This window comes from Draconibacterium sediminis, from assembly GCF_000949475.1.
Lineage (GTDB): Bacteria > Bacteroidota > Bacteroidia > Bacteroidales > Prolixibacteraceae > Draconibacterium > Draconibacterium sediminis.
The window spans coordinates 535,881-559,786 of the sequence record NZ_JRHC01000002.1; the positions used below are offsets into that span (position 1 = coordinate 535,881).

Annotated in this window: 19 protein-coding genes; 12 read left to right on the top strand and 7 right to left on the bottom strand. The window is 39.7% G+C overall.

Features of this window, described 5'->3' with window-relative positions:
• Positions 1 to 59: 59 nt before the first annotated feature.
• Positions 60 to 1,580, top strand: coding sequence for a sensor histidine kinase (locus tag LH29_RS23835; protein ID WP_198152434.1), 1,521 nt, complete (start codon positions 60 to 62; stop codon positions 1,578 to 1,580).
• 14 nt (positions 1,581 to 1,594) lie between these two features.
• Entirely contained in the window at positions 1,595 to 2,353 is a 759-nt protein-coding gene (locus LH29_RS12140; RefSeq protein ID WP_045030053.1) for a LytR/AlgR family response regulator transcription factor, read from the top strand.
• Between the two features lie 564 nt (positions 2,354 to 2,917).
• On the opposite strand, the gene LH29_RS12150 is transcribed toward LH29_RS12140, so the two are convergent.
• On the bottom strand, positions 2,918 to 3,649 hold the full coding sequence (locus LH29_RS12150) for a toxin-antitoxin system YwqK family antitoxin (RefSeq protein ID WP_045030057.1): 732 nt from the start codon (positions 3,647 to 3,649) through the stop codon (positions 2,918 to 2,920).
• Positions 3,650 to 3,919: 270 nt separating this feature from the next.
• On the opposite strand from LH29_RS12150, the gene LH29_RS12155 reads away from it, so the two are divergent.
• Together LH29_RS12155 and LH29_RS12160 are read left to right on the top strand one after the other, a co-directional pair.
• Positions 3,920 to 4,684 (top strand): hypothetical protein, encoded by a 765-nt coding sequence (locus LH29_RS12155; RefSeq protein WP_045030059.1) that lies wholly within the window; start codon positions 3,920 to 3,922, stop codon positions 4,682 to 4,684.
• Between the two features lie 168 nt (positions 4,685 to 4,852).
• Positions 4,853 to 5,044 (top strand): cold-shock protein, encoded by a 192-nt coding sequence (locus tag LH29_RS12160; RefSeq protein ID WP_038564982.1) that lies wholly within the window; start codon positions 4,853 to 4,855, stop codon positions 5,042 to 5,044.
• Positions 5,045 to 5,166: 122 nt separating this feature from the next.
• On the opposite strand, the gene LH29_RS12165 is transcribed toward LH29_RS12160, so the two are convergent.
• Positions 5,167 to 6,345: a DUF5009 domain-containing protein gene (locus LH29_RS12165; RefSeq protein WP_045030064.1), complete on the bottom strand. Its 1,179-nt coding sequence runs from the start codon at positions 6,343 to 6,345 to the stop codon at positions 5,167 to 5,169.
• Between the two features lie 157 nt (positions 6,346 to 6,502).
• Between LH29_RS12165 and LH29_RS12170 the strand changes: the two genes are divergently transcribed.
• Positions 6,503 to 7,564 (top strand): hemolysin family protein, encoded by a 1,062-nt coding sequence (locus tag LH29_RS12170; RefSeq protein ID WP_045030066.1) that lies wholly within the window; start codon positions 6,503 to 6,505, stop codon positions 7,562 to 7,564.
• Positions 7,565 to 7,578: 14 nt separating this feature from the next.
• Here the strand turns inward: LH29_RS12170 and LH29_RS12175 are convergent, their stop codons facing one another.
• The 5 genes from LH29_RS12175 to LH29_RS12195 form a co-directional block, all read right to left on the bottom strand.
• Complete coding sequence (locus LH29_RS12175; RefSeq protein ID WP_045030069.1) at positions 7,579 to 10,035, bottom strand: DUF5686 and carboxypeptidase-like regulatory domain-containing protein; 2,457 nt, start codon at positions 10,033 to 10,035, stop codon at positions 7,579 to 7,581.
• A gap of 329 nt (positions 10,036 to 10,364) precedes the next feature.
• A complete protein-coding gene (locus tag LH29_RS12180; protein WP_045030071.1) occupies positions 10,365 to 12,017 on the bottom strand; it encodes a diphosphate--fructose-6-phosphate 1-phosphotransferase in 1,653 nt (550 codons plus the stop codon).
• A gap of 252 nt (positions 12,018 to 12,269) precedes the next feature.
• A complete protein-coding gene (locus LH29_RS12185) occupies positions 12,270 to 12,767 on the bottom strand; it encodes a GNAT family N-acetyltransferase (protein ID WP_045030073.1) in 498 nt (165 codons plus the stop codon).
• Positions 12,768 to 12,776: 9 nt separating this feature from the next.
• Positions 12,777 to 13,154, bottom strand: a complete 378-nt coding sequence (locus LH29_RS12190; RefSeq protein WP_045030074.1) for a RidA family protein — start codon at positions 13,152 to 13,154, stop codon at positions 12,777 to 12,779.
• Between the two features lie 405 nt (positions 13,155 to 13,559).
• Positions 13,560 to 16,232, bottom strand: a complete 2,673-nt coding sequence (locus LH29_RS12195) for a putative LPS assembly protein LptD (RefSeq protein ID WP_052670857.1) — start codon at positions 16,230 to 16,232, stop codon at positions 13,560 to 13,562.
• Between the two features lie 293 nt (positions 16,233 to 16,525).
• Between LH29_RS12195 and LH29_RS12200 the strand changes: the two genes are divergently transcribed.
• From LH29_RS12200 to pyrI, 7 genes are all read left to right on the top strand, one after another.
• Positions 16,526 to 17,617 (top strand): N-acetylmuramoyl-L-alanine amidase, encoded by a 1,092-nt coding sequence (locus LH29_RS12200; RefSeq protein WP_198152435.1) that lies wholly within the window; start codon positions 16,526 to 16,528, stop codon positions 17,615 to 17,617.
• 51 nt (positions 17,618 to 17,668) lie between these two features.
• Entirely contained in the window at positions 17,669 to 18,922 is a 1,254-nt protein-coding gene (locus LH29_RS12205; protein ID WP_045030078.1) for an MlaD family protein, read from the top strand.
• A 287-nt stretch (positions 18,923 to 19,209) separates the two neighbouring features.
• Positions 19,210 to 20,637, top strand: a complete 1,428-nt coding sequence (gene dnaA, locus LH29_RS12210; protein ID WP_045030080.1) for a chromosomal replication initiator protein DnaA — start codon at positions 19,210 to 19,212, stop codon at positions 20,635 to 20,637.
• A 38-nt stretch (positions 20,638 to 20,675) separates the two neighbouring features.
• Positions 20,676 to 21,533: an EamA family transporter gene (locus LH29_RS12215; RefSeq protein ID WP_045030082.1), complete on the top strand. Its 858-nt coding sequence runs from the start codon at positions 20,676 to 20,678 to the stop codon at positions 21,531 to 21,533.
• Positions 21,533 to 22,135 carry an IMPACT family protein gene (locus LH29_RS12220; RefSeq protein ID WP_045030084.1) on the top strand — a complete coding sequence of 201 codons (603 nt, stop codon included), beginning with the start codon at positions 21,533 to 21,535 and terminating at the stop codon, positions 22,133 to 22,135. The genes LH29_RS12215 and LH29_RS12220 overlap by 1 nt, the downstream gene beginning before the upstream one ends.
• 314 nt (positions 22,136 to 22,449) lie before the next feature.
• Positions 22,450 to 23,358 (top strand): aspartate carbamoyltransferase, encoded by a 909-nt coding sequence (gene pyrB / locus LH29_RS12230; protein ID WP_045030088.1) that lies wholly within the window; start codon positions 22,450 to 22,452, stop codon positions 23,356 to 23,358.
• 7 nt (positions 23,359 to 23,365) lie between these two features.
• Positions 23,366 to 23,839, top strand: a complete 474-nt coding sequence (gene pyrI / locus LH29_RS12235; protein ID WP_045030090.1) for an aspartate carbamoyltransferase regulatory subunit — start codon at positions 23,366 to 23,368, stop codon at positions 23,837 to 23,839.
• Positions 23,840 to 23,906: the final 67 nt, after the last annotated feature.

The window sequence follows — 23,906 nt, forward strand, 5'->3', positions numbered from 1 at the left end:
CGTACTACTCGATAGATACGATGAACTTAAAGAGGATTTACAATCAATCAAGATCTCCCATGAATAAGGACATAAAATTTCACAGTCCTATAATGTTGGGCGTATTGATAAATCCCAAAGCTACATTCCCACACACATCAGATGTAAAGTCATACACAAAAGACTATACAAGCTACATTATTGCCGATAGTAGCGATGTGAAAATTATTGCAGCGGGTATTAATCCCGATAATTATAAAGATTACAAATACCATGTTGTTCTAAACGACAGTATGGAGATAATGCCCTGGTCTTCGGTTTCGGTTTCAAATCTGGAGAAAAGGTATGGTGCTGAAAAACCATTCGCAAACCTGGGTACATATAATTCTCCCGGTAACCAGATTTTGGTTGAAGTGATTAATAAAAATGACTATTCGATCCGCGATGGAATTATTTTCGATTGGCGGGTGGATTTTACTCCTGAAGTTACACAAATCGTAGTTAGTACCGATAGAAATTACTTTAATCTGAATTTTAACGAATTGAACCGTGGATATGTCACCAGGTTCGATTCAATATCAGGAATGCCTCTGGATCTCTCCTTCCCTCTTGATAGTATTAATAATTTTCGTTTCTATTTTAAAAACCACGAAACAGTGCCTTACCGAATGTTTTTAAAGAAGGAAACGAATTCTGACACTTCATCATCCGAAATAGATTATTGGATTTTAGGAGATTATTATGATTTCGCGTCCAAACATTTTCAGGAACCGGGGAAATACGAATTAACCATACAAGCGATTAATGCCAATAGCCTGACTGAAAGAGACCAAAGCCTTCATTTCAAATTCGAAGTGCTTCCTCCTCCTGCAAAAGCCAAAAGCTACTCCCTGTTTCAATTATTCTATTTTGGAGGTGGTATCATTCTTTTGTTTGGCATCCTGTTTCTTGTTTATTTCATCAATAATAAACGAAAACGGAACAAAATTAAACAGCAGAAACAAATGATCGATTTAAAACTGAAATCGATACAGGCTCAACTCAATCCACATTTCATGTTTAATGCTCTAAGTTCCATTCAAAACTTAATGAACAAAAACGAAGTAGATGAAGCCAACCTTTTTCTGGGCAGATTCTCAAAACTTACAAGACAAGTTTTAGATGCCGGAGACGAAGAAATGATTAGCCTTGAAGATGAGCTTGCAATATTACAGGAGTATTTATACATGGAACAACTACGTTTTAATTTCGATTTCCAGATTAAAACAGATGATATGATTAACAAGGCAAATACCGAGGTGCCCGCTATGCTCTTACATCCTTTTATCGAAAATGCAGTTAAACATGGCGTTTCAGCGCTTGGTAAAGAAGGTAAAATAGATCTGGTAATAACCGAAAGCAATAGCAATTTAGTGATGCAGGTTATCGATAACGGAAAAGGTTTCTCGGAAGAATTAATAAGCACCCGTTCGATGGGGATAAGATTGGTAAAGGAACGGATCAATCTTTTGAATCAGTTGAACGATCAGCAATTTGAATTAAAAATTGAATCGGGCTCGGTAGGTACCAAAATCGTTTTAACTTTAAAAAATTGGTTTTAGGTTTATAAAATTCCATGGAAATTAAGTGTATAATAATTGACGACGAATTAAATAACATTGAGAATCTGCAGCGTATTCTTGAAAATCACTGTAAAGAAGTTACTATTGTTGATACTGCTACAAATGCTGATGATGCTTTTCAAAAAATTAACGCATATAATCCCGATCTTATCTTTTTAGATATTCAAATGCCGGAAAAATCAGGTTTCGATCTGCTTAAAATGTTTCAGGATATTCATTTCGAAATAGTATTCGTAACGGCATACGATAAATATGGTATTCAGGCTATCAAGTTTTCAGCTCTTGATTATCTGTTAAAGCCAATTGTGGTTGAGGATTTAAAACTTGCCGTTAATAAGGCGAAAAGCCGTATTACACAAAAACAACAAAACCTGAATATTGAGAATCTTCTTGAATATTTAAAAAGAGGCCAATCAGAACCACCTAAAATTGCGCTTCCAACATTAAGCGAAGTCTACTATGTAAAAACCAATGAGATCATTCGGTGTGAAGCGCTCGACAATTACACTTCATTCTTCCTCAACGATGGAGAAAAGATACTGGTAAGCAGGTCTTTAAAAGAATACGCTGATATTTTACAACCCTTCCAATTCGTACGTACGCATCAGTCTCACCTGGTTAATATTCACTTCATTAAAAGCTATTTAAAGGAAGATGGCGGAAAATTATTACTGAAAGACTTAACGAAAATTCCAATTTCAAGACAAAAAAGAAACTTTGTAAAAGAGACTCTAAATTGTTTTGCCAAATAAGCAAACTCAGAACTTAACCTTTTCTTCCGATTTTCTACTTCTAATTCCATACTATCACCACCTGACATCTGCAAAAGAGGAATGGATTCGTGCCGGGATAAGGTGAATTTAAAATTGAATTCTCCTGCCCCACGTTACAAACGAGGGCAGTTGGGTGATCTGCGATAGCTGCGTGAAATAACAAAATCGTACGGTTTATAGGTTGTAGGCGAAGTTTAGAGTGGACCACTCCGGCAAAACCATGGAACGTTCCAGCATCAATCCGGACAAGTCCAGGATCATCATGGACTGTTCCGGAGCCTTCATGGACAAGTCCGGAATCGTTATGGAACGCTTTATAATTGTTCTGACCCGTTCCATAATCATTCTGACCCGGGTCATAATAGATAAATCCCACTCCATAATCGTTACCCCATAGGTAATATCTATTATGGAATATTCCATCACCATTCTGGATAATGAAATTTTTATCATGGAGCGTTCCATATGAGCTGTGGACAAAGAAAATCTTTGATTAGGGAAGTCGCCCCCGCCTTTAAATGAAGGGTACGCGTCAACTAAAACCTACAAGTTAATTGAATTACTAACCACTCCCCTGTTCCGGTAGCGGGTAGAATATTCAGCGGTTATTGTAATGGTTCCGCTGGTTTGCGACACTACAGTTTCGCCAACATCGTTTCGGGTCTGAAGCGCTTTCATATTTTGGGGTAGATATTTTCCTTCTGTCAGTTCGCCAATATAAAAATCAACATTGTCATAGTTGTCGCTTAAGCGGGCCTGAATTAAGACGCCGGTGGCAACGCGGTGTTTTGTAAGTATTAATTTGGGCTCCTCTATCTCCTTCCCTGATTCGGTGTATTCTTTTAAACCTACAGCGCGTAATCCGTTTTTATACTCGTATTCGGCCTGCAAAGTTCCGTCGCGGTGATAGCGTTTGCAAATGCCATGCAGCTCGTCTTCTTCGTAAGGTTGTTCTTTCCAAATTTGTGGTTCGCTGTCTAAGGCTGCCTGGTAATAGGTGCACGCCACGCCTTGTTTTTTGCCGGCAACATACGGGATGGTTGAATATAAACTTCCGTGGAGGTAATAGCGCTTCTGAATGCCATGTTTGATGGTTGTTCCCTTTACAACCGATATTTCGTATTCAATCTTCTCAGAATTGCGATAGGGCCGTTTAACGATTTCCAAACCATCGCTCTCTACACTGGTATTTTCAGGTGCTTCTCTTTTCGGTTCTGAATTACAGGCAACCAGAAATAACAGTGCGGCAGACAAACAGTAAAACCATCCTTTCATAACAGCGGTATTGAATTTTATAAGTTATTAAAGATAATCTTTCATTCCTTTATTAAAACATAATACGGTAATATTCTCAAACATCCTGATTAATGGTTGTTCGACGTCTATTTCCCGTCCTCTGTTATACGCTTAATTTGCAGGCTTAGTTTATAAAATTCGGAAAACCCTACCCCCTAAAATACGTACATAAAAACGAAAAATACGTTCAGAAAACCATTGTTCTTTTATTGCATGATTTCCTGCCGTTAAAATTTAAAAAATATCGTCATGGAAAAACATTACTACCTTGTAGCCACTCCCGAATCGTTGATCGTTTCGCATTTAGATCCTTTCGAATTTGGTAACTATATGGCCGTAGGAACAAAGAAAAACCTGCGTTCGCAATCGGTGTTTTTTGAGATCGATCCGGACAAAACGGAGTTACCGGAGAACTATGTGAACAAGAAACTCATTCCGTACGAAAACGGGGAACCCAAACGATCGGTGTATCTTTCCATTTACCGCGTTTTTGAAACCGTTCCACTGGAAGCACTTTTGAAACTTTACCTGGTTACCGACGATGGCAAAGTGCTCGAGATTAACGACGCTGAATACCAGCCACCGGAGAAAAAGGACATTCACCTGTACCAGCAATACAATCCATTTTCCACCATGGTGGCCAGTAAATTAAGTCCGCCAGAGTTCATTAAGTTTTTAACCGATACCACAAAACCGGTTTCTGTACCAAAATTATTTTTCGTTGAACTTCAGTTAAACGATCTGGCAAACGACCCGCTGTTACCGATAAAAAATTTGCCTTATCGAAATCCGGCACACCTGAGGGAATGTTTGATTAAACTCCACCAGTCGGACGAAAGGCTAACCAAGACGGTTTTGCGGGTACGACAAAGCGAACTCCCTTACCGAACCATTGAAGATGGATTTTTTATTGGCGAAAACGAACATTACAAGTTTTATCCGTTTCCTGCTCAACACGAGCTTGAAAGCACCTATTTCTCGTGGTGGAGATCGGCATTGGAGCAACATTTTTAAGCTTTTGAGCTTTCTGTTTGAGGAAATTAGGTGTGCACAGCCCTGATTATTGGTATAGTTTGGCGAGAAATAGTGTAGAATACTACTAAAAAGTTAACTCCCGAAATTTATGTTATTTATTTCCAAAAAATTATCGTAGCTTGCACCCATAATTTTTTTAAGAATAAAATGAATAAAGGAACAGTAAAATTCTTTAACGATACCAAAGGATTTGGTTTTATTAAAGATGCAGAATCAACAAAAGAGTATTTCGTTCATGTAAGTGGATGTAAAGATGAAATTCAAGAAAATGACGAAGTAACTTTTGACCTTGAAGAAGGTAAAAAAGGTCTGAACGCAGTAAATGTAAAACTAGTATAGTTATTATATTGCTTTGATGAAAAGTTCGGTTTTTAACCGGACTTTTTTTATGCCCTAAAGTCGCGAACACCCCTACGAATTAATAGCCAACAGAAAATCACCCTTTTCGTTAAACACGAAGATTATAGGCGAAGTCGAATTCCAATACTTGCCAGCAGCGCAGCAAAACCTATCATTGCCAATGCCCATAACACGGAACCGAGAATAACAATTCCGGCATATTCCGACTGTTTGTAAATTAGTATCGGTATTCCACTTAACCACATCGAATAATACAAAATATCGGGGGCAAGATATGTTGTTAATGAATTTTGCCCGGCAGGCTTAAATACAACAGTCCATTTCGGGAGCTTAAATAAATCGATAACGATATAAAGAACAACAAATACCAGCACACTAATTCCATTGCAAATCATCGCCCAACTTGGCGTCCCTTGTATTTTTGAAATAATAAACCACTGACGCAGAATAAATCCGGCAACAAGCAAAACAACGCCAATGATTAAACTTGTTCTGATTAGCTTTTGATAATCAGTAAAACCAATCCTCCGGATTAAAACGCTAAAAAATAATCCGGCCAAAACAATCGACGGTGTGTTTCCGCTAAGCAGTACTCCAAAAACAGGTTTTATGGGATTTAAGAAGTTGAGCAGATTCATTTGCGTTAAAATATTCAATACAAAAAACAAAGCCCAAAAACCGGCAATTTTTGAAAGATTGTCTTTCACCAACAGGTAAACCAACGAAGCGGCCAAATAACCCCAGCCGATTAATCCGAGTATCCCCCACCAACTGGTATGAAGCCAGGTTACTGCTTCCGCGCTGCCCGATTTAAAAATTGCTGTCAGTATAAACAGGCCGGCAATTCCGGTTCCTTTTAACAAATATACCAACCAGAGCTTTAAATTCTTGTAATTGTTCCATACCAGGAAAATGGAGACATAAACCAGAATTGCCCAAAGATTTTTCGGTAAGCCCGTTAATTCCGGATTTAACCGGGAAACGTTTACCATTAACACACCAATAACTAAAAGGCTGAGTGTTCGAACCAATATGTGATAAAATATTATCAGGTTAGTGTGCCCCTTTTTTATTCTGCTTTGCACAGCAAAAGGCACTGCCATACCCACCATAAAAAGGAACCCGGGAAAAACCCAGTCGGCGAGTCCCATTCCGTCGAAATCGGCTGTTGTATGCCCCAGCCATGCCGGAACCCCGGGCATATACAAATCGTTAACAAAAAGCATGAGAAAAAGCGTTAAACCACGCATTATATCTATAGACAGGATTCGTTGTTTCATAAAATCCGATTTAGTTGTTTTGCAAGAATAGCAAAATATGCAGATTCCTCAAGTGTCAAAACTCATATTATTCAAATAAATGGATTAAGCACAAAACTCTATACTATTTACTTCCCGATTATTTTTCTATTTTCGTATAAACATTGTTATACGTTATATGGCGATACTACTCTTTTTCTTTTTCGTTTCAATACTTTTCTCGTTTCTGTGTTCGGTTTGGGAAGCTGTTTTGCTTAGTGTAACACCATCGTATGTTAGCCGCATGCAAATGGAGAAACCGAGCCTGGGTAAACGGTTAACTTCATTAAAAGACGACATCGACCGCCCGTTATCGGCCATTTTAACGCTAAATACAATCGCACACACCGTTGGTGCTATTGGAGTGGGTGTACAAGCCGGAAAACTCTTCGGTACAGCAAAGATCAACCTTTATATTTTTGATGCCACTTACGAGTCGCTAATTGCAGGTTTAATGACCTTGGCTATTCTTATTCTTTCTGAAATTATACCCAAAACCATTGGAGCAACTTACTGGAAAAATCTAACCCCGTTTACCGTGCGATCATTAAAGGTTTTAATGATTATACTGGCACCTTTTGTTTGGTTAAGCAAATGGGTAACACATCTGATAAAAAGAGAAGGTGAAAAAAGCGTATTAAACCGTGCCGACGTTGCAGCAATGGCCGATGCCGGGTTAAGAAGCGGTGCCATCGACAAAGAGGAAAAATCGATTATACAAAACCTGTTACGTTTAGAAAACATGCAGGTAAAAGATATTATGACGCCTCGCAGTGTGGTGTTCACCCTGAATGAAAATCAAACGCTGGGAGAAATTTTTTCGGCCTATAATCCTTTCCAGTTTTCGCGTATACCTGTTTACGGCGACAACTCCGATCAAATAACCGGGTTTATTTTGAAAGATGCTATTCTGGAAAATATTGCGGCCGACAAACACAGCCGGCAGGCAGTGGAAATACGCCGGAAAATATTTTTCGTTGACGACAGCCTTTCGGTTGCCGGTTTGCTCGATAAACTTATCCTGGAAAAACAACACATGACAATGGTTGCAGACGAGTTTGGAACTGTTGTTGGCCTGGTTACCATGGAAGATGTTATTGAAACACTATTTGGACTGGAAATAATCGATGAATCAGACAAAGTAGCCGACCTGCAAAAGCTGGCTCGCGAACGTTGGAAAAGGGCAAAAGATCCGAATTAAACCACTTTGGTCTCTTAGAAACTCATTTCTGCCCTGAAACGTATTCCGCTGTTGTCGGTAAAACTTCGGTCCATATAAGTGCCGCCCAACTGATGGATATACTCAACACGCAGTACTTTAAAAATATTTGTTATTCCTAATCCCAATTCGGCATAAGGATGTGTGAGGTCTTGGGTAAAGGCTTCAGGAAGATCGAATATTGGATTATACGCGCTCGTCCGGTCACCATAGTGTGCTTTTAGCGATACCATTTCGCGCAGTTTTAAACGATTAAATAGAGGAATTTTATTAAAAATAATTCCTCCGCCAACCCAGTCGAGGTGAACATTGGTATACACGTTATGCGCAAAAGATGCCTGGTGCAACAGGTTAAAGCGGTATTTTGCAAAACCTAGCGATTGCGAACCAACAGGCATATCCAATAAATCGTACGGAGCATCGCCAAACAAATAACCACCGTTAACCATATAACGCATAAATGTAGGTCCCCAGTTTACTTTTCCAACTACGGAACCATGAAAATGCGAATACATTCCAAAATCAGGCGTATTATCTCCCGGCACATAAGCCTGACCAATGTCCCAGCTTAAGTTAATAACCGGAGTTTGGTCGATATAATACACACGCATAAAGTAATACTGGTCGTAGTACTGACCAAACGCCAAACGTGCATTAAACAAGGCACCGTAGGCCGAATAATGTTTATAATCCACGCCATTATTCACGTAATGGATGGATGGCGTACTGTGATTGGAAGAAAAATACGCTCCACCCTCAAGAATAACATTATCGGTGTTATACTCCAGGTTAATGTGTGCCTTTTTCTCCTGTTGTAAGTACGGGTTCTCCTCGCGCGAAGTAATGGCAGCAATAAAGTTACCGTTACCTCTTGTGTTCGGGTTTTTCTTAATAAACCTCAGGTATTTATCCTGCGAAACCAGGTTATAGTCATCCGAATAATTACCACGCAAAATAAACTTATCGTCCTGTGTTAACTGCCAGCCAAAGTTCAGGCCATATTTTAACTCCTTATTCCGGGTACCGTAACCTAAAAAACCACCAACGGTAAAACGTTCCCACATTTTCTGCCCGGTGCGGAACGGCAGGGAAAAGCGTTGCCCCTCAATGGCATTGGTACTGTAAATATCGAATACCGGACCGAGCTCAATTTTTCCCAGGTCAACGTAGCTGGTCAACACCATTCCTCCAACGGCATCAATACCTTTTACCACCTGGTTTTCCTTCAATTTATCAACGCGTTCGTACGTTCCGTCCGACATCAGGCTGGTAGCAAACTCGGGTTGTGAACGCCAGTTGTAGCCACGTATCTGATCTAAATGTTCAGAAGTTGAATACTGCGTTATTTTATTCACCATCCAGTTTCCGCTCGAAATCTGATCGATGCGTTGCGAACCATACCTCGACACGGTATCCTTATTCAGCGTTAACGACAAATTCAGACTAATTTGCTGGTTATCGTAAAACCATGTTCCGTTTTCGTCTTTCTTGTATTGTACGTTTGACCGGTAGCCATTTACAAAGTTGATATTGGCCTCTTCCTGCACGTAAGCGTATATGCTGGTAAGCGCAAAGTTTTTGCCTTCAACAGTAAATCGTCCGGTAAATAAGGGATTATATTTATTTTTCGGTGTAAACGAGAAGTTATAATGCCAAACGCTGTCAATACGCGTACTGTCGTTTAAATACAGATCGTAGTGTAAACGGGCCGAATTGCTCAGCGGAGAAACAATACCACGTCCCAAAATATTAATCTGATCTTTGTAGAAATCCAGATCGATCACTACATTCAGCAGTATCAAACTTTCAATAGTCTGATTAAGTTTTGGGAAAATACCGTCCTTTTTATCGTATACAACGCTGTCTTTATTGTTGCTTGTTAAGGTTGCCAATTCAGCCATGTATATAGGCGAAAACCGAATATCGCGGTCATCCAGTTTCATGGTAACCTCATTCATATTTGGGATAATCCGGTTCACCTTCGAAGTGCTGTCGATGGCCATATAAACCGAAGTTCGCTCAAAAGCCTTGTAATCGTTATAATTCTCAACTTTATCGCGGTTCTCTTTTTTATGCTCCATTATTTTTCGATACAGCACTTTGGCTCGCGATTCTTCGGGCCTAACCTTAATCTCGCTAATTTGCTGAACATCGGGTGCCAAATAAATTTTAAGCGGCATTTCCAGTTGTGCAGTTACTTTCAGCTCCTGTTTTTGGTAGCCTACCGAAGAGAAACTAATGTCGTCGCCATTAGTTGCCGACAAAAGAAAATGTCCGTCAATATCGGTAATGGTTCCCCGCGTGGTTCCTTTTACCCACACGTTTACAAAAGGAATGGGCTCGTTGGTATCCTTATCGTAAACATTTCCCGATATTTCGGTGGCTTCATCCGAGGCGTGGGAAATAAATACGAACAGTAAAAAGAGTATTGTTAATCTGATCTTGTTTTCCATAATAAATAAGCAATTGCCTCATTTATCACACATTCGCTTAACGGATCATCTAATATAATGAGAATCAACTGACTATGTTTCCTTTTCTCAAATAAATATTTGTATTTACCTGAGATAATTGTTTTCGTGGCGATTTTACATATTTAAATACTAAACGAAAGTAATTAAGATCACTATTCAAAAATTTATAAACGATAAGAATCGTACTATATTTTAACTTTTATTAAGAACCGTTCTAAAACCCTTTTGTTGACGATTGGTGTCAAATAAAAAAACCTCCCCGATTAACTCAGGGAGGTTTTTAAGATATCGTACTTAAAAGCAGTTGATTAGGCCTGCTCTAATTTTAATGTTTCTGTAGTTTGGTCGCAAACTTCGGTTGGACCGAAATACTGAATAGGACCAGGATAAACGAACTCGGTTCCTGTTGCCCACTCACCACGTTTTGAAACGAAATATTTGTATGGAGCGCCTTCCAACTCAACCAGTGCTTTTTGGATTACCGGTTTCATATGTCCGTGACGTTTTTCCATGTTCATCATCATAGTTACAGGTACACCACCCGCAATCCACTCATCAGCAGGAGCAGTTGTGTTACGTACTGATGCCATGTAACCGGTTCTTCCTTCTGAAATAAGAACAGAAGCAGTGTAACCCAATGAGTAACAGTAGTCGGCATCAAAGTTTGATGGAGCTGCACAACGTCCTTCATAACCAAAGAAGTGGTACTGAGTACCGAATTTCCCGGCAGATTCACCGGCTTCTTTCATTTCATCCAAACGTGTTTTTACCATTTCACCCAGCAGCTTCTCAGTTTCGATTAACGATACCTGAACGTTTCCGTGTGGATCGCGATCTAAAGTTAACTGAGTAGCAATACCTGATGGCAATGAGCTGAATACACTTGAAGAAGTTTCTGAAAGATGACCGGCCACCCACTCGTTACGGTGACTTTTCTTCAACATTTTAAATTCTTTCTCGCTTTCAGTTCCTTCAGCAAGAAGGTCGTTCAATTCCGAGATCAGAACTTTCATTTCAGGAATGAATTCGATCAAACCTTCAGGAATAAGGGCAACACCAAAGTTGTTTCCGTCGGCTGCGCGGTTGGCAACAATACCGGCCATATAATCTACAACCTCGCCTAAAGTTTGTTTTTTCTCAGCAACTTCTTCTGAAATTAAAGTAATGTTCGGTTGAGTTTTTAAAGCACACTCTAAACCGATGTGCGACGCCGAACGTCCCATCAATTTAATAAAGTGCCAGTATTTTTTTGCTGAGTTGGCATCGCGCTGAATGTTACCAATCAACTCTGAATATACTTTTGTTGCAGTGTCGAAACCAAACGAAGTCTCGATCATTTCGTTTTTCAGGTCACCATCAATTGTTTTCGGACAACCGATTACCTGAACGCCAGAATCGATTTTAGCGTAGTACTCGGCCAAAACACAAGCGTTTGTATTTGAGTCGTCGCCACCAATGATTACCAGCGCGTTAAGGCTAAGATCTTTTGCAATCTCCAAACCTTTATCAAATTGTGCTTCTTCTTCCAGTTTTGTACGGCCCGAACCAATAATATCGAAACCACCGGTGTTACGGTACTCGTCGATAATATCAGCAGTAAGTTCCATGTATTTGTGATCAACCAATCCGCCCGGTCCACCTAAGAAACCATACAATTTACTATCAGGATGGATATTTTTAATACCATCGAAAATTCCTGAGATTACGTTGTGTCCGCCCGGAGCCTGACCTCCAGAAAGGATTACACCAACATTAACAGGTTGTTTTTCGGCAGCCGCATCAGCAGCTTCGAAGGTAATTAACGGCATTCCGTAAGTATTCGGAAACAGTTCTGCAATTTCTTTTTGGTCGGCAACCGATTCGGTTTTTGCACCCTCAACCAATTTTACATTGCCTTTTAACGATTTAGGCAGCTTAGGCTGATATTTAGCCCTTTCTTTTTGTAATGCGCTAATACTCATGTCTGTTTATTTTTTAGCCGGAAATTGAAAACAACCTTCCGGAACAAAACTTTAACCGATTAACCGGCTTCAGTAATTATTAATTATTGATTTCTAATTTTTTAAGCAGACCAAAAATAACGGAATTTGTGGTGAAATCCTCTGTTGAAAAAACAGGATGAACTGATTTAAAGTAAAGTTAAAAGGGAATCGACCAAATCCCTTCAATAATTGGATTTATAAGGATGTCATCTTTCAAAAAAGATGACATCCTTATAGCAACTTCTGATAGGCTACAACATCGAGTATGCGCCCGAACTTCTCTCCTACCTGTTTAAAATGCCCGCATTTTTCATAGCCCATTCGCTCGAACAGTTTTACACTGGCTTCGTTTTCGGCAGTAATAATTCCCATTAGTACAACGATCCCAACTTCCAGTGCTTTTTGTTCCATCTGGAGCAAAACTTCGCGGCCAATCCCTTTGCCAAAATATTCCGGCTTAAGATAAATGGTTACTTCGGCGGTGCGGTCGTAGGCAGCGCGCGGTTTATAGCGCCCCAGGTAACAATACCCGGCCACTTCGTTATCAAAGTAAATCAGGAACGACCTGAAACGGCTATCGCCTATGGGTAAAATGTCTTTCAAGTCGGCCTCGCTTACCGAACCGGTATGAAAGGTAGCTGTTGAATTAGCGATGTAATAATTATAAATGTCTTTAACCAGACCTAAGTCTTTCTCCTCCAGTATTTCGAGGCGAAGTGATTTATTCATCCTATCAACTTATTTTACGGCTATCGTTTCAATTTCGACCATTACCCCCAGCGGCAGTTCCTTTACAGCAAAAGCTGCTCTTGCAGGTGGAGTCTCGCTGTAATATTTTCCGTAAACTTCGTTCATGGCTTTAAAATTGGCCATGTCGCTTAACAGACAAGTCGATTTTACTACGTCGGAAAACGAATAACCGGCCTCGGTTAATATCTCACCAATGTTTTTCATTACCTGCTCGGTTTGTTCTGTAATTCCGCCTTCAACAACTTTCATGGTTGCCGGATCGAGTGGTACCTGTCCTGAAATATAAAGTGTTCCGTTTACTTCAACAGCCTGGCTGTATGGACCAATTGCAGCAGGTGCTTTTTCTGTAGCTATAATACGTTTCATCTGATTAAATTTTTGCTGTGAAGATACCAAAAGATGCCCCAATTTTCAAGCCCGGCTATTAAGCAATAAAACTTATTAATGGAAAGAAAACAAATGCATATTTTCGATTATTGTTAAATGCGGAAGGGGCCATTTTTATCTAAAAATATATCCTTCCGCACTTAAAAGGCCTTATTTTTTTGTAAAAACTTTGCCTTCCGCAGTTAAAGGAGGGCATTTTCTTGTAAAAATGTATCCTTCCGCACTTAGAGGGGGTCATTTTTTTATAAAAACACTTCCTTCCGCACTTGGAAGGGGTCATTTTTTGGTAAAAACACTGTCTTCCATATGCGGAAGGATACGTTTTTGCGTAAAAACGCTGCCCTCTAACTACGGAAACAAACTTTTTTGCAGTGTAATTATCGCTTAGAAATTAAAGTTATCGTAGTGACTTTGCTGTTTCTGGATTTTCAAATCCTGCAGCATCGACGAAGATGCACTAATGGTAAAGCTGTAACTTTTACGGTAGCCAAAAGGCACAAAGTTAAACGACATATTCCAGCAGTGCAGGTCGCGGTTCAGGCGGAACGAGGTTAATGCAAACTCCCCTTCCTGAATATCGAAGTTGGTCATGGCACTCATTTGCCACTTATTGGTAATACTAATATTTCCGCGCAAACCTAAAGTTTGGGTAACCCGCCCATTCGGATTACTGGCACTGGTTGCTCCGGTATAGTTTAAACTGTAGTCGAAACCAAAATCCCAGGGCATACTAAAATCAAGATAGTCATCAAAAATAGGTGGAAGCACTTCTTCCGGAGGCCCGGGAGTTTCATCCTCATTGTTGCCTTCGTTGTTTTCGCCCTTTTTCTTGTCTTTCGAGTTAAAATTCATTCCGAACGAAAGGTTGGCCCTAGTTACACGTCCCAGTTTGCCAATACCACTGCGTTCGTTCCAGGCATATTTATGAATACGACGGTAGTTCTCATCCACCATATACGGGTCAACCGTGGTTCCCATATTAATACTTACACCTGCTACGGTAGTACGTGCACGAATAGAAAATGGAGCCAGGTTTAATGAGTCGCGAATCAGGTCATACGATGAAGAAATACTCAGGTTGTCAATAATTTTTACCTTCTTGTATTTCTGTTCTTCATCGGTTTTGGTGGAATCGCGCGTATCCAGCTTTTTCATTTCCAGGTTGTTGTTCACCGAGAAATTTATAGATCCCGATTCTCCTCTTCCGGGCGAACCACCATAAATACCTCCTAAATTGGTATCAAAGTAGCGGGTATTTCCTTCATCATCAACCTGTACTTCCTGCCAGTATCCGTAATGTTCCTTGCCAAAATCGGGGCGGTAACTAAACGATACCGAAGGTGTCATTTTGTGGCGAATCCGCTGTATTTTGGAGTTAGGATTACGTGGTGCATAAAAACCATAAATATTGGTTGATGCGCTTATACTGTATGAATAATCGTAAACCCGGTTAAGTCCGGTGATTGTATCGATCTGAACATTATCGGGAATGCCTGAAGGATTGTCGGGAAACTCACCTTCTTCAACATAGTTGTAGTTGTATTTTTTAAAGTACCATTTTTCGTTATAACTGATGCCCGGACTAAAATTAACGGTACCTAAATTAAAACTGGGGAACGATATGGGCAGGTTATGGCGAATACCGTTTTTCCAGTCGGTAGCAAACGAACTGCTAAGTATTTCGCTTTCCTTGGCATTTATCGAGTTTCTGAAGTTGGCGGTATAGTTAATACCAAATTTTTCGTAGAACTTCACCGATCCGCTTCGGTTCTTTTTCCTGAGCGGATAAATTTTTGCCATGTTAAAGGTCATTTCAGGCAACGACAACGACATGGTGCTGTCTTTTGTATTTTGCGAATGACGCAGGTTCATCGAAAAATTAAAGGGTGTATTCTCAAATTTTCGAGAATACGAAATACTCGACGATTTTGTGGTCGTCAGGTAATCGTTCATGTTGTAGGCATTTTGTTTATCGTAGCCACTCGACGAAACGTTCACACTTGCCGAGAATGTTTGGTTAGGATTGGCTTTTGCATCCTGCGAGTGCGACCACAAAATTTTATATTGTGTGCCTACCGAGTAATTATCTAAACCTTGCTCTCCATATTTGTTTTTGGCATATTCAAAACCAAAATTACCGCCAAACTTGTAACGTTTTTTGTAATTCGTTTTCATACGTGCCCCCCACGAACCACGCGAATAAATATCTCCCTGAACCGCCAAATCGAAATATTCGCTTGCTGCCCAGTAATACCCTCCGTCGCGCAGAAAGAATCCACGGTTTTGCTCCTCACCGTATTTTGGAATTAATATACCCGACGAATAAGTTGGCGAATTGGGGAAATAGCCAAACGGAATAATGGGGAAATACAATGGGAAATCCTCTAAAACCATGTAGGCCGGTCCGGTAATAATCTTTTCGTTTGATATAACCTTGGCTTTTGTAAGGTGCAAATAAAAGTGTGGATGATCGGCATCGCAGGTGGTATATTTGGCATCCTTGGTAATAAACACTTCTTCGCCAATCTTTTTGGTACGGTCGCTGTGAATAAAACCTTCGCCCTGTGCCGAAACAACTTTGGTAATAAACGCCTTTTCGGTTTCGAAATTATAGCGCATCGTTTCCGACTCGTATTCTTCAGAACCTTGCCGGAACATTGGTTTTTGCGTCATCTCTCCCACCGAATCAAGCACTCCTTCGGCATAAATTTCCTTGGTTTCCAAATCCAACTCAATATAATACGCCTCCAGTTCAATATTTTGGTAAGTAACTTTTGCCTGGTTATATAAATACACCTTTTGCCCGTCGAGCGAAACAATCATCGAGTCGGTGGCTGCATAATCAATGGGCGCATCAATTACCGGCTTTTCTTCTTTTACCATTCCCATGGTGTCAATACCGGTACTATCGATTAAAATGGTATCCTGCGCGCTGATATACTCCGATAAAATGGAATCGGGTACCTGCTGTTGCGGAGCCACACTTATGGTGGGTTCCTGAGCTAAAATCAAAAATGGAGCTACCAGGAATAAATATGTAATGATTATTTTATACAAAATGTTTTCTGCGTTTCAAATCTACTTGGCTGCACAAAAATATAAATATGGCGTATACTAAAGTGCTATAAAATGTAAAATAATGCTAATATTTCTATTTTTACGTTTATAAGCCGTAAGCGGGGCAAAGCAAATAAATAAAATGATACCGAACAAATACTAATACTCCGCTCTTATGTGTTTATATATAAAAATACAGATCAGATATTTACATGACACAACAAGGTTTAAAATTACTTCTGTTCATTTGTAGCGTTTGTTTTGCAGTGCAATCTTTTTCAGCAAATCTTTTTTTGGCTGAAAACCAAAAAGAAGGCATTTCGGTAGTGGTAATCGACCCCGGACATGGGGGCCGAGACCTTGGCGCGTCGTTTGGTAACGTCCTTGAAAAAAACATTGTATTGGATATTGCCCTAAAACTGGGAACAACAATAAAAGAAAACTACCCCGATGTAAAAGTGGTTTACACACGCACCACCGATGTTTTTATACCATTATATAAACGGGCCGAAATTGCCAATAAAAACGAGGCCGATCTTTTTATATCGATCCATGTGAATGCAGTTGGTGCCCGAAGTGTGCAGGGAACCGAAACTTTTGTTCTGGGGCTTCACCGAAACGACGACAACCTTGAAGTAGCCAAAAAGGAAAATGCTGTAATTCTTTTGGAAGACGATTACAACACTACTTACGAAGGATTTGACCCGAATTCGCCCGAGTCGTACATCATGTTTGAAACCATGCAGGAAGAGTTCCAGGGACAAAGTGTAATGTTGGCATCGAGTATTCAAAATGAATTTCGCGATTATGCCAAACGGATCGATCGCAGCGTAAAAATGGCAGGTTTTCTGGTTTTACGCGAAACAACCATGCCCAGCGTGTTAATCGAAACCGGTTTTATCAGTCATAGCGGCGAGCGGCAGTACCTTAGCAGCGAAGCCGGCAGAACACGACTTGCCTATGCGATTTTCAGGGCTTTCCGCGAATATAAATCCGCTATCGAACAACGCAGCAGTTTTCATTTGGTAACAGAAACCGAGGTTCAGCCAGTAAACATTCAAAGTTCAGGATCGGCCCCCTCTGAACTGCCATTGGCTCAATCCGGAAGTCAGGCTCCTAAACAAAAAACTGATGATTTATTTTATACGGTACAAATAATGGCCTTAACACGAAAAATGGAAGCTACACCAGCCAATTTCAAGGGCGAACAAAATATCTTTCGGGTAGAAGGACAAAACCTCAACCGCTACTTTTCGGGTAACTTTAAAACAATTGAAGAAGCCGAGCAGGAACAACGCCGAATAAGCCCGAAATACCCCAACGCTTTTGTGGTTGCTTTCAAAAATAATAAGTTAATTTCGGTAAAAAAGGTATCAGAGCAGTGATTAATCCCTCGGGAATTGGCTACTTTTACATTAAAATCTTATTTTTCCGCCATGAAGAATGCAAAGTACACCAAACTTGGAATTTTAATCGTCTTTTCATTTGCCGTACTCATTTGGGGTTTAAGCTATTTGAAAGGCAACGACATATTTAAACAAAACGACTATTACCATGTGTATTACAACCGTATTGACGGGCTGGTAAAATCAAACGATGTAACACTCAACGGATATAAGGTAGGACAGGTTACCGAAATACAATTTGCGCCAGACAACTCCGGGCGGCTGATTGTAACTTTCTCCGTTAATTCTTCATTCAAAATTCCGGTAAAATCAACCGCACGTATTATTAGCAGTGATATTATGGGAACACGTTCGATCGAAATTGTGTACAGTGGCGAAAGCGAATTGTATGAATCGAACGATACTATTCAGGGATCGATTGAAGCAGGACTCAAAGACCAGGTAAGCATGCAGGTACTTCCGCTAAAAAATAAAGCAGAAGAATTGCTGAGTACCGTTGATTCGGCCATTACCGTGCTTACCATAATTTTTAACGAAGATGCACGCGAAAACCTCACCACCAGTTTTGCTAAAATAAACCAAACTGTTGAAAACATTGAAGCAACAACTGCCGACCTCCAGGAGATAATGGCCTCGGAAAAAGGGAATGTAAAAAATATTGTTTCGAATATTGAAGAGCTAACCTCCACTTTTAAAAATAATGCAGCCGAATTTGAGGCCACCATACAAAACCTGAATCGATTTTCAGACACGCTGGCCAATGTTTCCGTTACTCCTGTTTTAAATAATCTGGCCAATGCATCGGCAGAAATTGAAAATATACTGGAGAAACTGAACAGCGATGATAATTCAGCCGGCCTGTTGCTTAACGACGATGAATTATACCAGTCGATAAATACACTTTCGGAGAATATGGGTTTCCTTATCGGCGATATTCAGCAAAATCCCAAACGTTACCTCCAGGTTTCGGCATTTGATTTTGGCAAGGAAGTATATATTAATACCAAAGACGATGCTTCGTCGAAAGATATTGTATTTAAAGTTCACCTGCTTTCAACCAAAACACAATTGGGTACCGACGCTGAAATTTTTGAAGAAATCGATGATGTGGAAGAATTCACAACAGGGAATGTTTATAACTATTTAACCGGTGCAACAAGTAAGTACAGCGAGATAGAAGAAATCTATCAAAATTTACGTTTACAATTTCCCGAATCGAGTATCGTTGCCTTTAAAAACGGCCAACTTATCAAGCTTAAAAAGGCTTTGAAACAGATACGGTAATTAACCGGCGATTGTTGATAGCTATTAACCCGAAAAAGCAACCCTACCAGACCCCACCAGCTATATAGTTATCGTTCAATCACTTAAAAATAAACCGCTGATTTTTAAACACTTATAAATATTTCAGAAAATTAAAATTTTAAATGCCTGACTTATAACCAACTATGACAAAAGTTATTTTTCCAATAGAATTATGATTTTTTTTTTAACTTTTTTTTCGCAACTTTTGTTCTCGGAATACCACTAGGGAAATTTTTTTGTAGAACCTCATTATCCAGCAATTGTAAATGAACAACGAATACAGATCTGCATGGGAGAAATGCCTTAACGTTATTAAAGATAACGTTCCTAGCAGCAGTTTTAAGACTTGGTTCGAACCAATCGAGCCGGTTAAATTGGAGAATAAAGTATTAACGATTCAGGTACCAAGTGCCTTTTTCTACGAGTATCTTGAAGAACAGTTTATCGACATTCTTCGTAAGACACTTCGTATGGTTTTAGGTAACGGAGCCAAATTGGAATATAACGTTGTTTTAAGCAATAAAAACAGTAATGAACCGTATACTGTTAGTTATCCTACGAATAACAACAACAAAATTCAAAATAAACCACTTACTGTGCCATTAAAAGCGGAGGAAAAAGCAACAATAAAAAATCCATTTATAATTCCGGGGATCCAGAAATTACAGATCGACCCGCAATTAAAACCGGACAATACTTTCGAAAATTTTGTAGAAGGTGATTGTAACCGACTGGCACGTAGTGCTGGTTTTGCCGTTGCTCAAAATCCGGGAGGAACAGCTTTTAATCCCTTAATGATTTACGGTAACTCAGGTTTGGGGAAAACTCACTTGTCGCAAGCTATTGGTATCCAGGTAAAAGAAAATTTTCCCGACAAAGTGGTTTTGTATGTAAACGCAAATAAATTTCAAACGCAATTTACCGAGGCAACACGTAATAATAACAGAAACGACTTTTTACATTTCTACCAAATGGTTGATGTGTTGATTCTTGACGATGTGCATGAGTTTGCAGGAAAAGAAAAAACACAGGAAACATTCTTCCACATTTTCAACCACTTGCACCAAATGGGTAAGCAGCTGATTTTAACATCAGATAAGCCGCCTATTGAGCTGAAAGGAATGGAACAGAGACTCTTGTCGCGTTTTAAGTGGGGATTGACTGCTGATTTGCAAACACCCGACTTTGAAACTCGTATGGAAATTCTGCGTCGTAAAATTTATAAAGACGGCATTACTCTTTCGGATGAAGTATTGGAATATATTGCATCGCATGTAACCAATAATGTTCGCGAGCTGGAAGGTGCATTGGTTTCATTGCTGGCACAGTCGATGTTGAACAAGCGCGAAATTACGCTTGAACTGGCTGCCAAGTTGATCAACAAACTGGTTAAAAACTCAAAACGCGAACTTTCTATCGAGTACATTTCGAAAGTAGTTTGTGATTATTTCAGCATGCCGGTTGATGCACTGCAAACCAAAACCAGGAAACGCGAAATTGTTCAGGCACGGCAAATAGCCATGTATTTCTCGAAAAGTTTAACGAAATACTCGCTGGCAAGTATCGGGGCACAAATTGGTAGCAAAGACCACGCTACGGTTCTCCACGCTTGCAAAACTGTAAACAACCTGAAGGATACCGATAAGAATTTCCGACAGTTTGTTGAAGACATAGAAAAGAAATTAAAAATGTAATACCGGCAGGCTTTTAAGCCTGCCTTTTTTTTGCCCGTATGATTTATCTGATCCTGTGCATCCTTTCATCATCAATGATCTATGTGATTTTCAGAGTTGCAAAAAATTACAATTGTAAACTTCAGTCACTGATCACGATAAACTATTTGGCTGCCAGTTTACTGGGCATTCTTTTGTTTCAACCATTTGCTGAGGCCAATACCCCGGCCACACTCCCCCACTGGATGCCTTTTGCCATACTACTCGGAATCCTTTTTATTGCCATGTTTTACTTAATTGGTCACAGTGCCCAGAAAGCAGGAATTACCGTAACCACGCTTGCCAATAAGTTATCGCTGGTTTTTCCGGTAACCTTCTCACTCATCTATTTTAACGAACAGCTTTCAACATTAAAAGCAATTGGAATAGTAACAGCGATAATTGCCGTTGGATTAACGGTTTATAAAAAGGAACTTACCAAAACAAACCTGGTTTATATTGTTTTGCCTCTGTTTATCTTTTTAGGAAGTGGTTTGATCGACTCGATTGTAAAATATGTTCAGGCGGTAAAAATATCGGAAAGCGAAACATCGTTATACACCATCCTGGTTTTTATGGTTGCCTTTTTATGTGGAGTACTCGTTTCGATATTCACAAAAACTTACCGGCTAAAACTAAATCCGGCAACACTACTCTTCGGGGCACTTTTGGGTATTACGAATTTTGGGTCCCTGTATTTTATTATAAAAGCACTGAATAATTCAGGCCTGGAAAGTTCGCTGGTATTTGCCCTTAATAACATGGCTATTGTGGCATTTACAGCCATTTTAGGCACCTTACTTTTTAAAGAACGGCTGAATAAAATTAACTTTGCAGGTGTTGTATTGGCACTCATCAGTTTATATTTCCTGTTGTAATGGACGATCAGTATAAAACCATAGAAACACCGAGTAACGGCTACTTTAAAGACAAAGGCAGCAAATTTTATTCGTATGCCTACCCCTTAAAAGATGAAGAAGAAGTAAAAGAGCTGGTTGCTGCATTAAAAAAAGAACACCACAGTGCGCGCCATCACTGTTATGCCTGGCGACTGGGCACTGAAGAAATTCGTACGCGCGCAAACGATGACGGCGAACCTTCATCAACAGCCGGGAAACCTATTTTAGGGCAATTACAAAGCTACGAAGTAACCAATATTCTGGTGGTAGTGGTTCGTTATTTTGGCGGTACACTGCTTGGCGTTAGCGGGCTTATTAATGCCTACCGGGAGGCTACGGTTGAAGCGCTGAACAATGCCGAAATAATTTCGAAACTTATTGAAATTCAGTATGAACTAAAATTTGAATACGACATGCTGAACACCGTTATGAATAAGCTAAAACAAGATAATTACGATATTGTAAAAACCGATTTTCAGGAAAGCTGCCGGCTGATATTTAAAGCGCGGAAATCAGAGGATAAAAGGGCTTTCCAATCGTTTAACGAAATATATGGAATAGAAATAAAAAGGCTGGATTAGCATTTTTATGTGTTAATAAAATGCTGATAAGTACGCCACACTATTTTTGACAAACGTTAACTAACACTGTATTTTTGAACCATGATGCTACGCGTGATATTCCACTTTACTTTTCTTGAGCGAGGCACTAACAAACGCTTTGAGAAGGTTTCTTTTTCCCATCGCTGCATCAGACGATTTTTAAAAGCAATCGTTTTTATCTATAAAAAAGGTTCTACTTTTTTAGCAATTAACGAAGACCAACATTTTCTTTTCCGAAATGTTGGTCTTCTTTTTTTCAGTCAACCACATTATCAAATTCAATATTTAAGGCAATGAAGAAGGATTTAATTTCGATCACAGATTTCTCGAAAGAAGAATATCTGAGAATTATGGAACTGGCTGCGGATTTTGAAGCAAATCCGAACCAGGAATTGTTGAAAGGGAAAGTTGTTGCCTCCCTTTTTTTTGAACCATCAACACGCACACGCTTAAGTTTCGAAACAGCGATTAATCGTTTGGGGGGACGAATTGTTGGTTTTGCCGATCCTGACAGCTCGAGTGCAACAAAAGGAGAAACACTGCACGACACTATTAAAATGGTGAGCAACTATGCCGACCTTATTGTTATGCGTCACCCGCTTGAAGGCGCAGCGCGTTATGCTGCCGAAGTTTCAAGTGTACCGATCATCAATGCCGGCGACGGTGCCAATCAGCACCCTACACAAACCCTGCTCGACATGTATTCTATTTTAAAAACACAGGGAACACTAGATAACCTGAACCTGTTTATGGTTGGCGACCTGAAATTTGGAAGAACGGTACATTCGCTGCTACAGGCTATGTCTGAATTCGAGAATCCGATTTTTAACTTCATTGCACCCGAAAGTTTGCAAATGCCACGCGGCTATAAGCACCATTTGGAAGAAAGAGGCATTCGTTATTTTGAGCACGAAGAGTTTACCGATATTATTTCGGAAGCCGATATTATTTACATGACCCGCGTTCAGAAGGAACGTTTTTCGGACCCGATAGAATACGAAAAAGTGAAAGATGTTTACATTTTAAATAAAGCGATGCTGGAAAATACCAAACCAAATGTTCGGGTGTTACATCCGCTGCCACGCGTTAACGAAATTGCCACTGATGTAGATAGCAGCGAAAAAGCTTACTATTTCGAACAGGCGCTAAACGGGGTATTTACCCGCGAAGCCATCATCTCACATGTAATGAACCTTAAATAATACCGCCATGGAAAAAAATGACGCAAAAAAGAAACTAAAATTAAAAGTTAGTGCCATTAAAGACGGAACAGTGATCGACCATATTCCGGCAAAAAGTTTATTTGAGGTAATTTCCATATTAGGACTCGACACTATCAAAAACCAGATCACTTTCGGAACCAACCTTGAAAGCAGTAAGTTGGGCGCAAAAGCTATTATAAAGGTATCGGATAAGTTTTTTGAAAACGACGAGATCAACAAAATAGCACTGATCGCACCACACGCCAAGCTCAACATCATAAGAGATTACGAAGTGGCCGAAAAGAAAATTGTTGAAATACCGGAAAAAATTACAGGAATTGTAAAATGCTTTAATCCAAAGTGTATTACCAACAACGAAAAGATAACTACTTCGTTTAAAGTAATTAACACAAGTCCGGTTGCCTTAAAATGTAAATACTGCGAAAAGATTACAGCAGAAAACCAAATAAAAATGTTGTAAGAAATAATTGTTTTCAACTAAATCCGCCTTTTTAAAGAAACAAGAAGGCGGATTTTTTTTATATTTG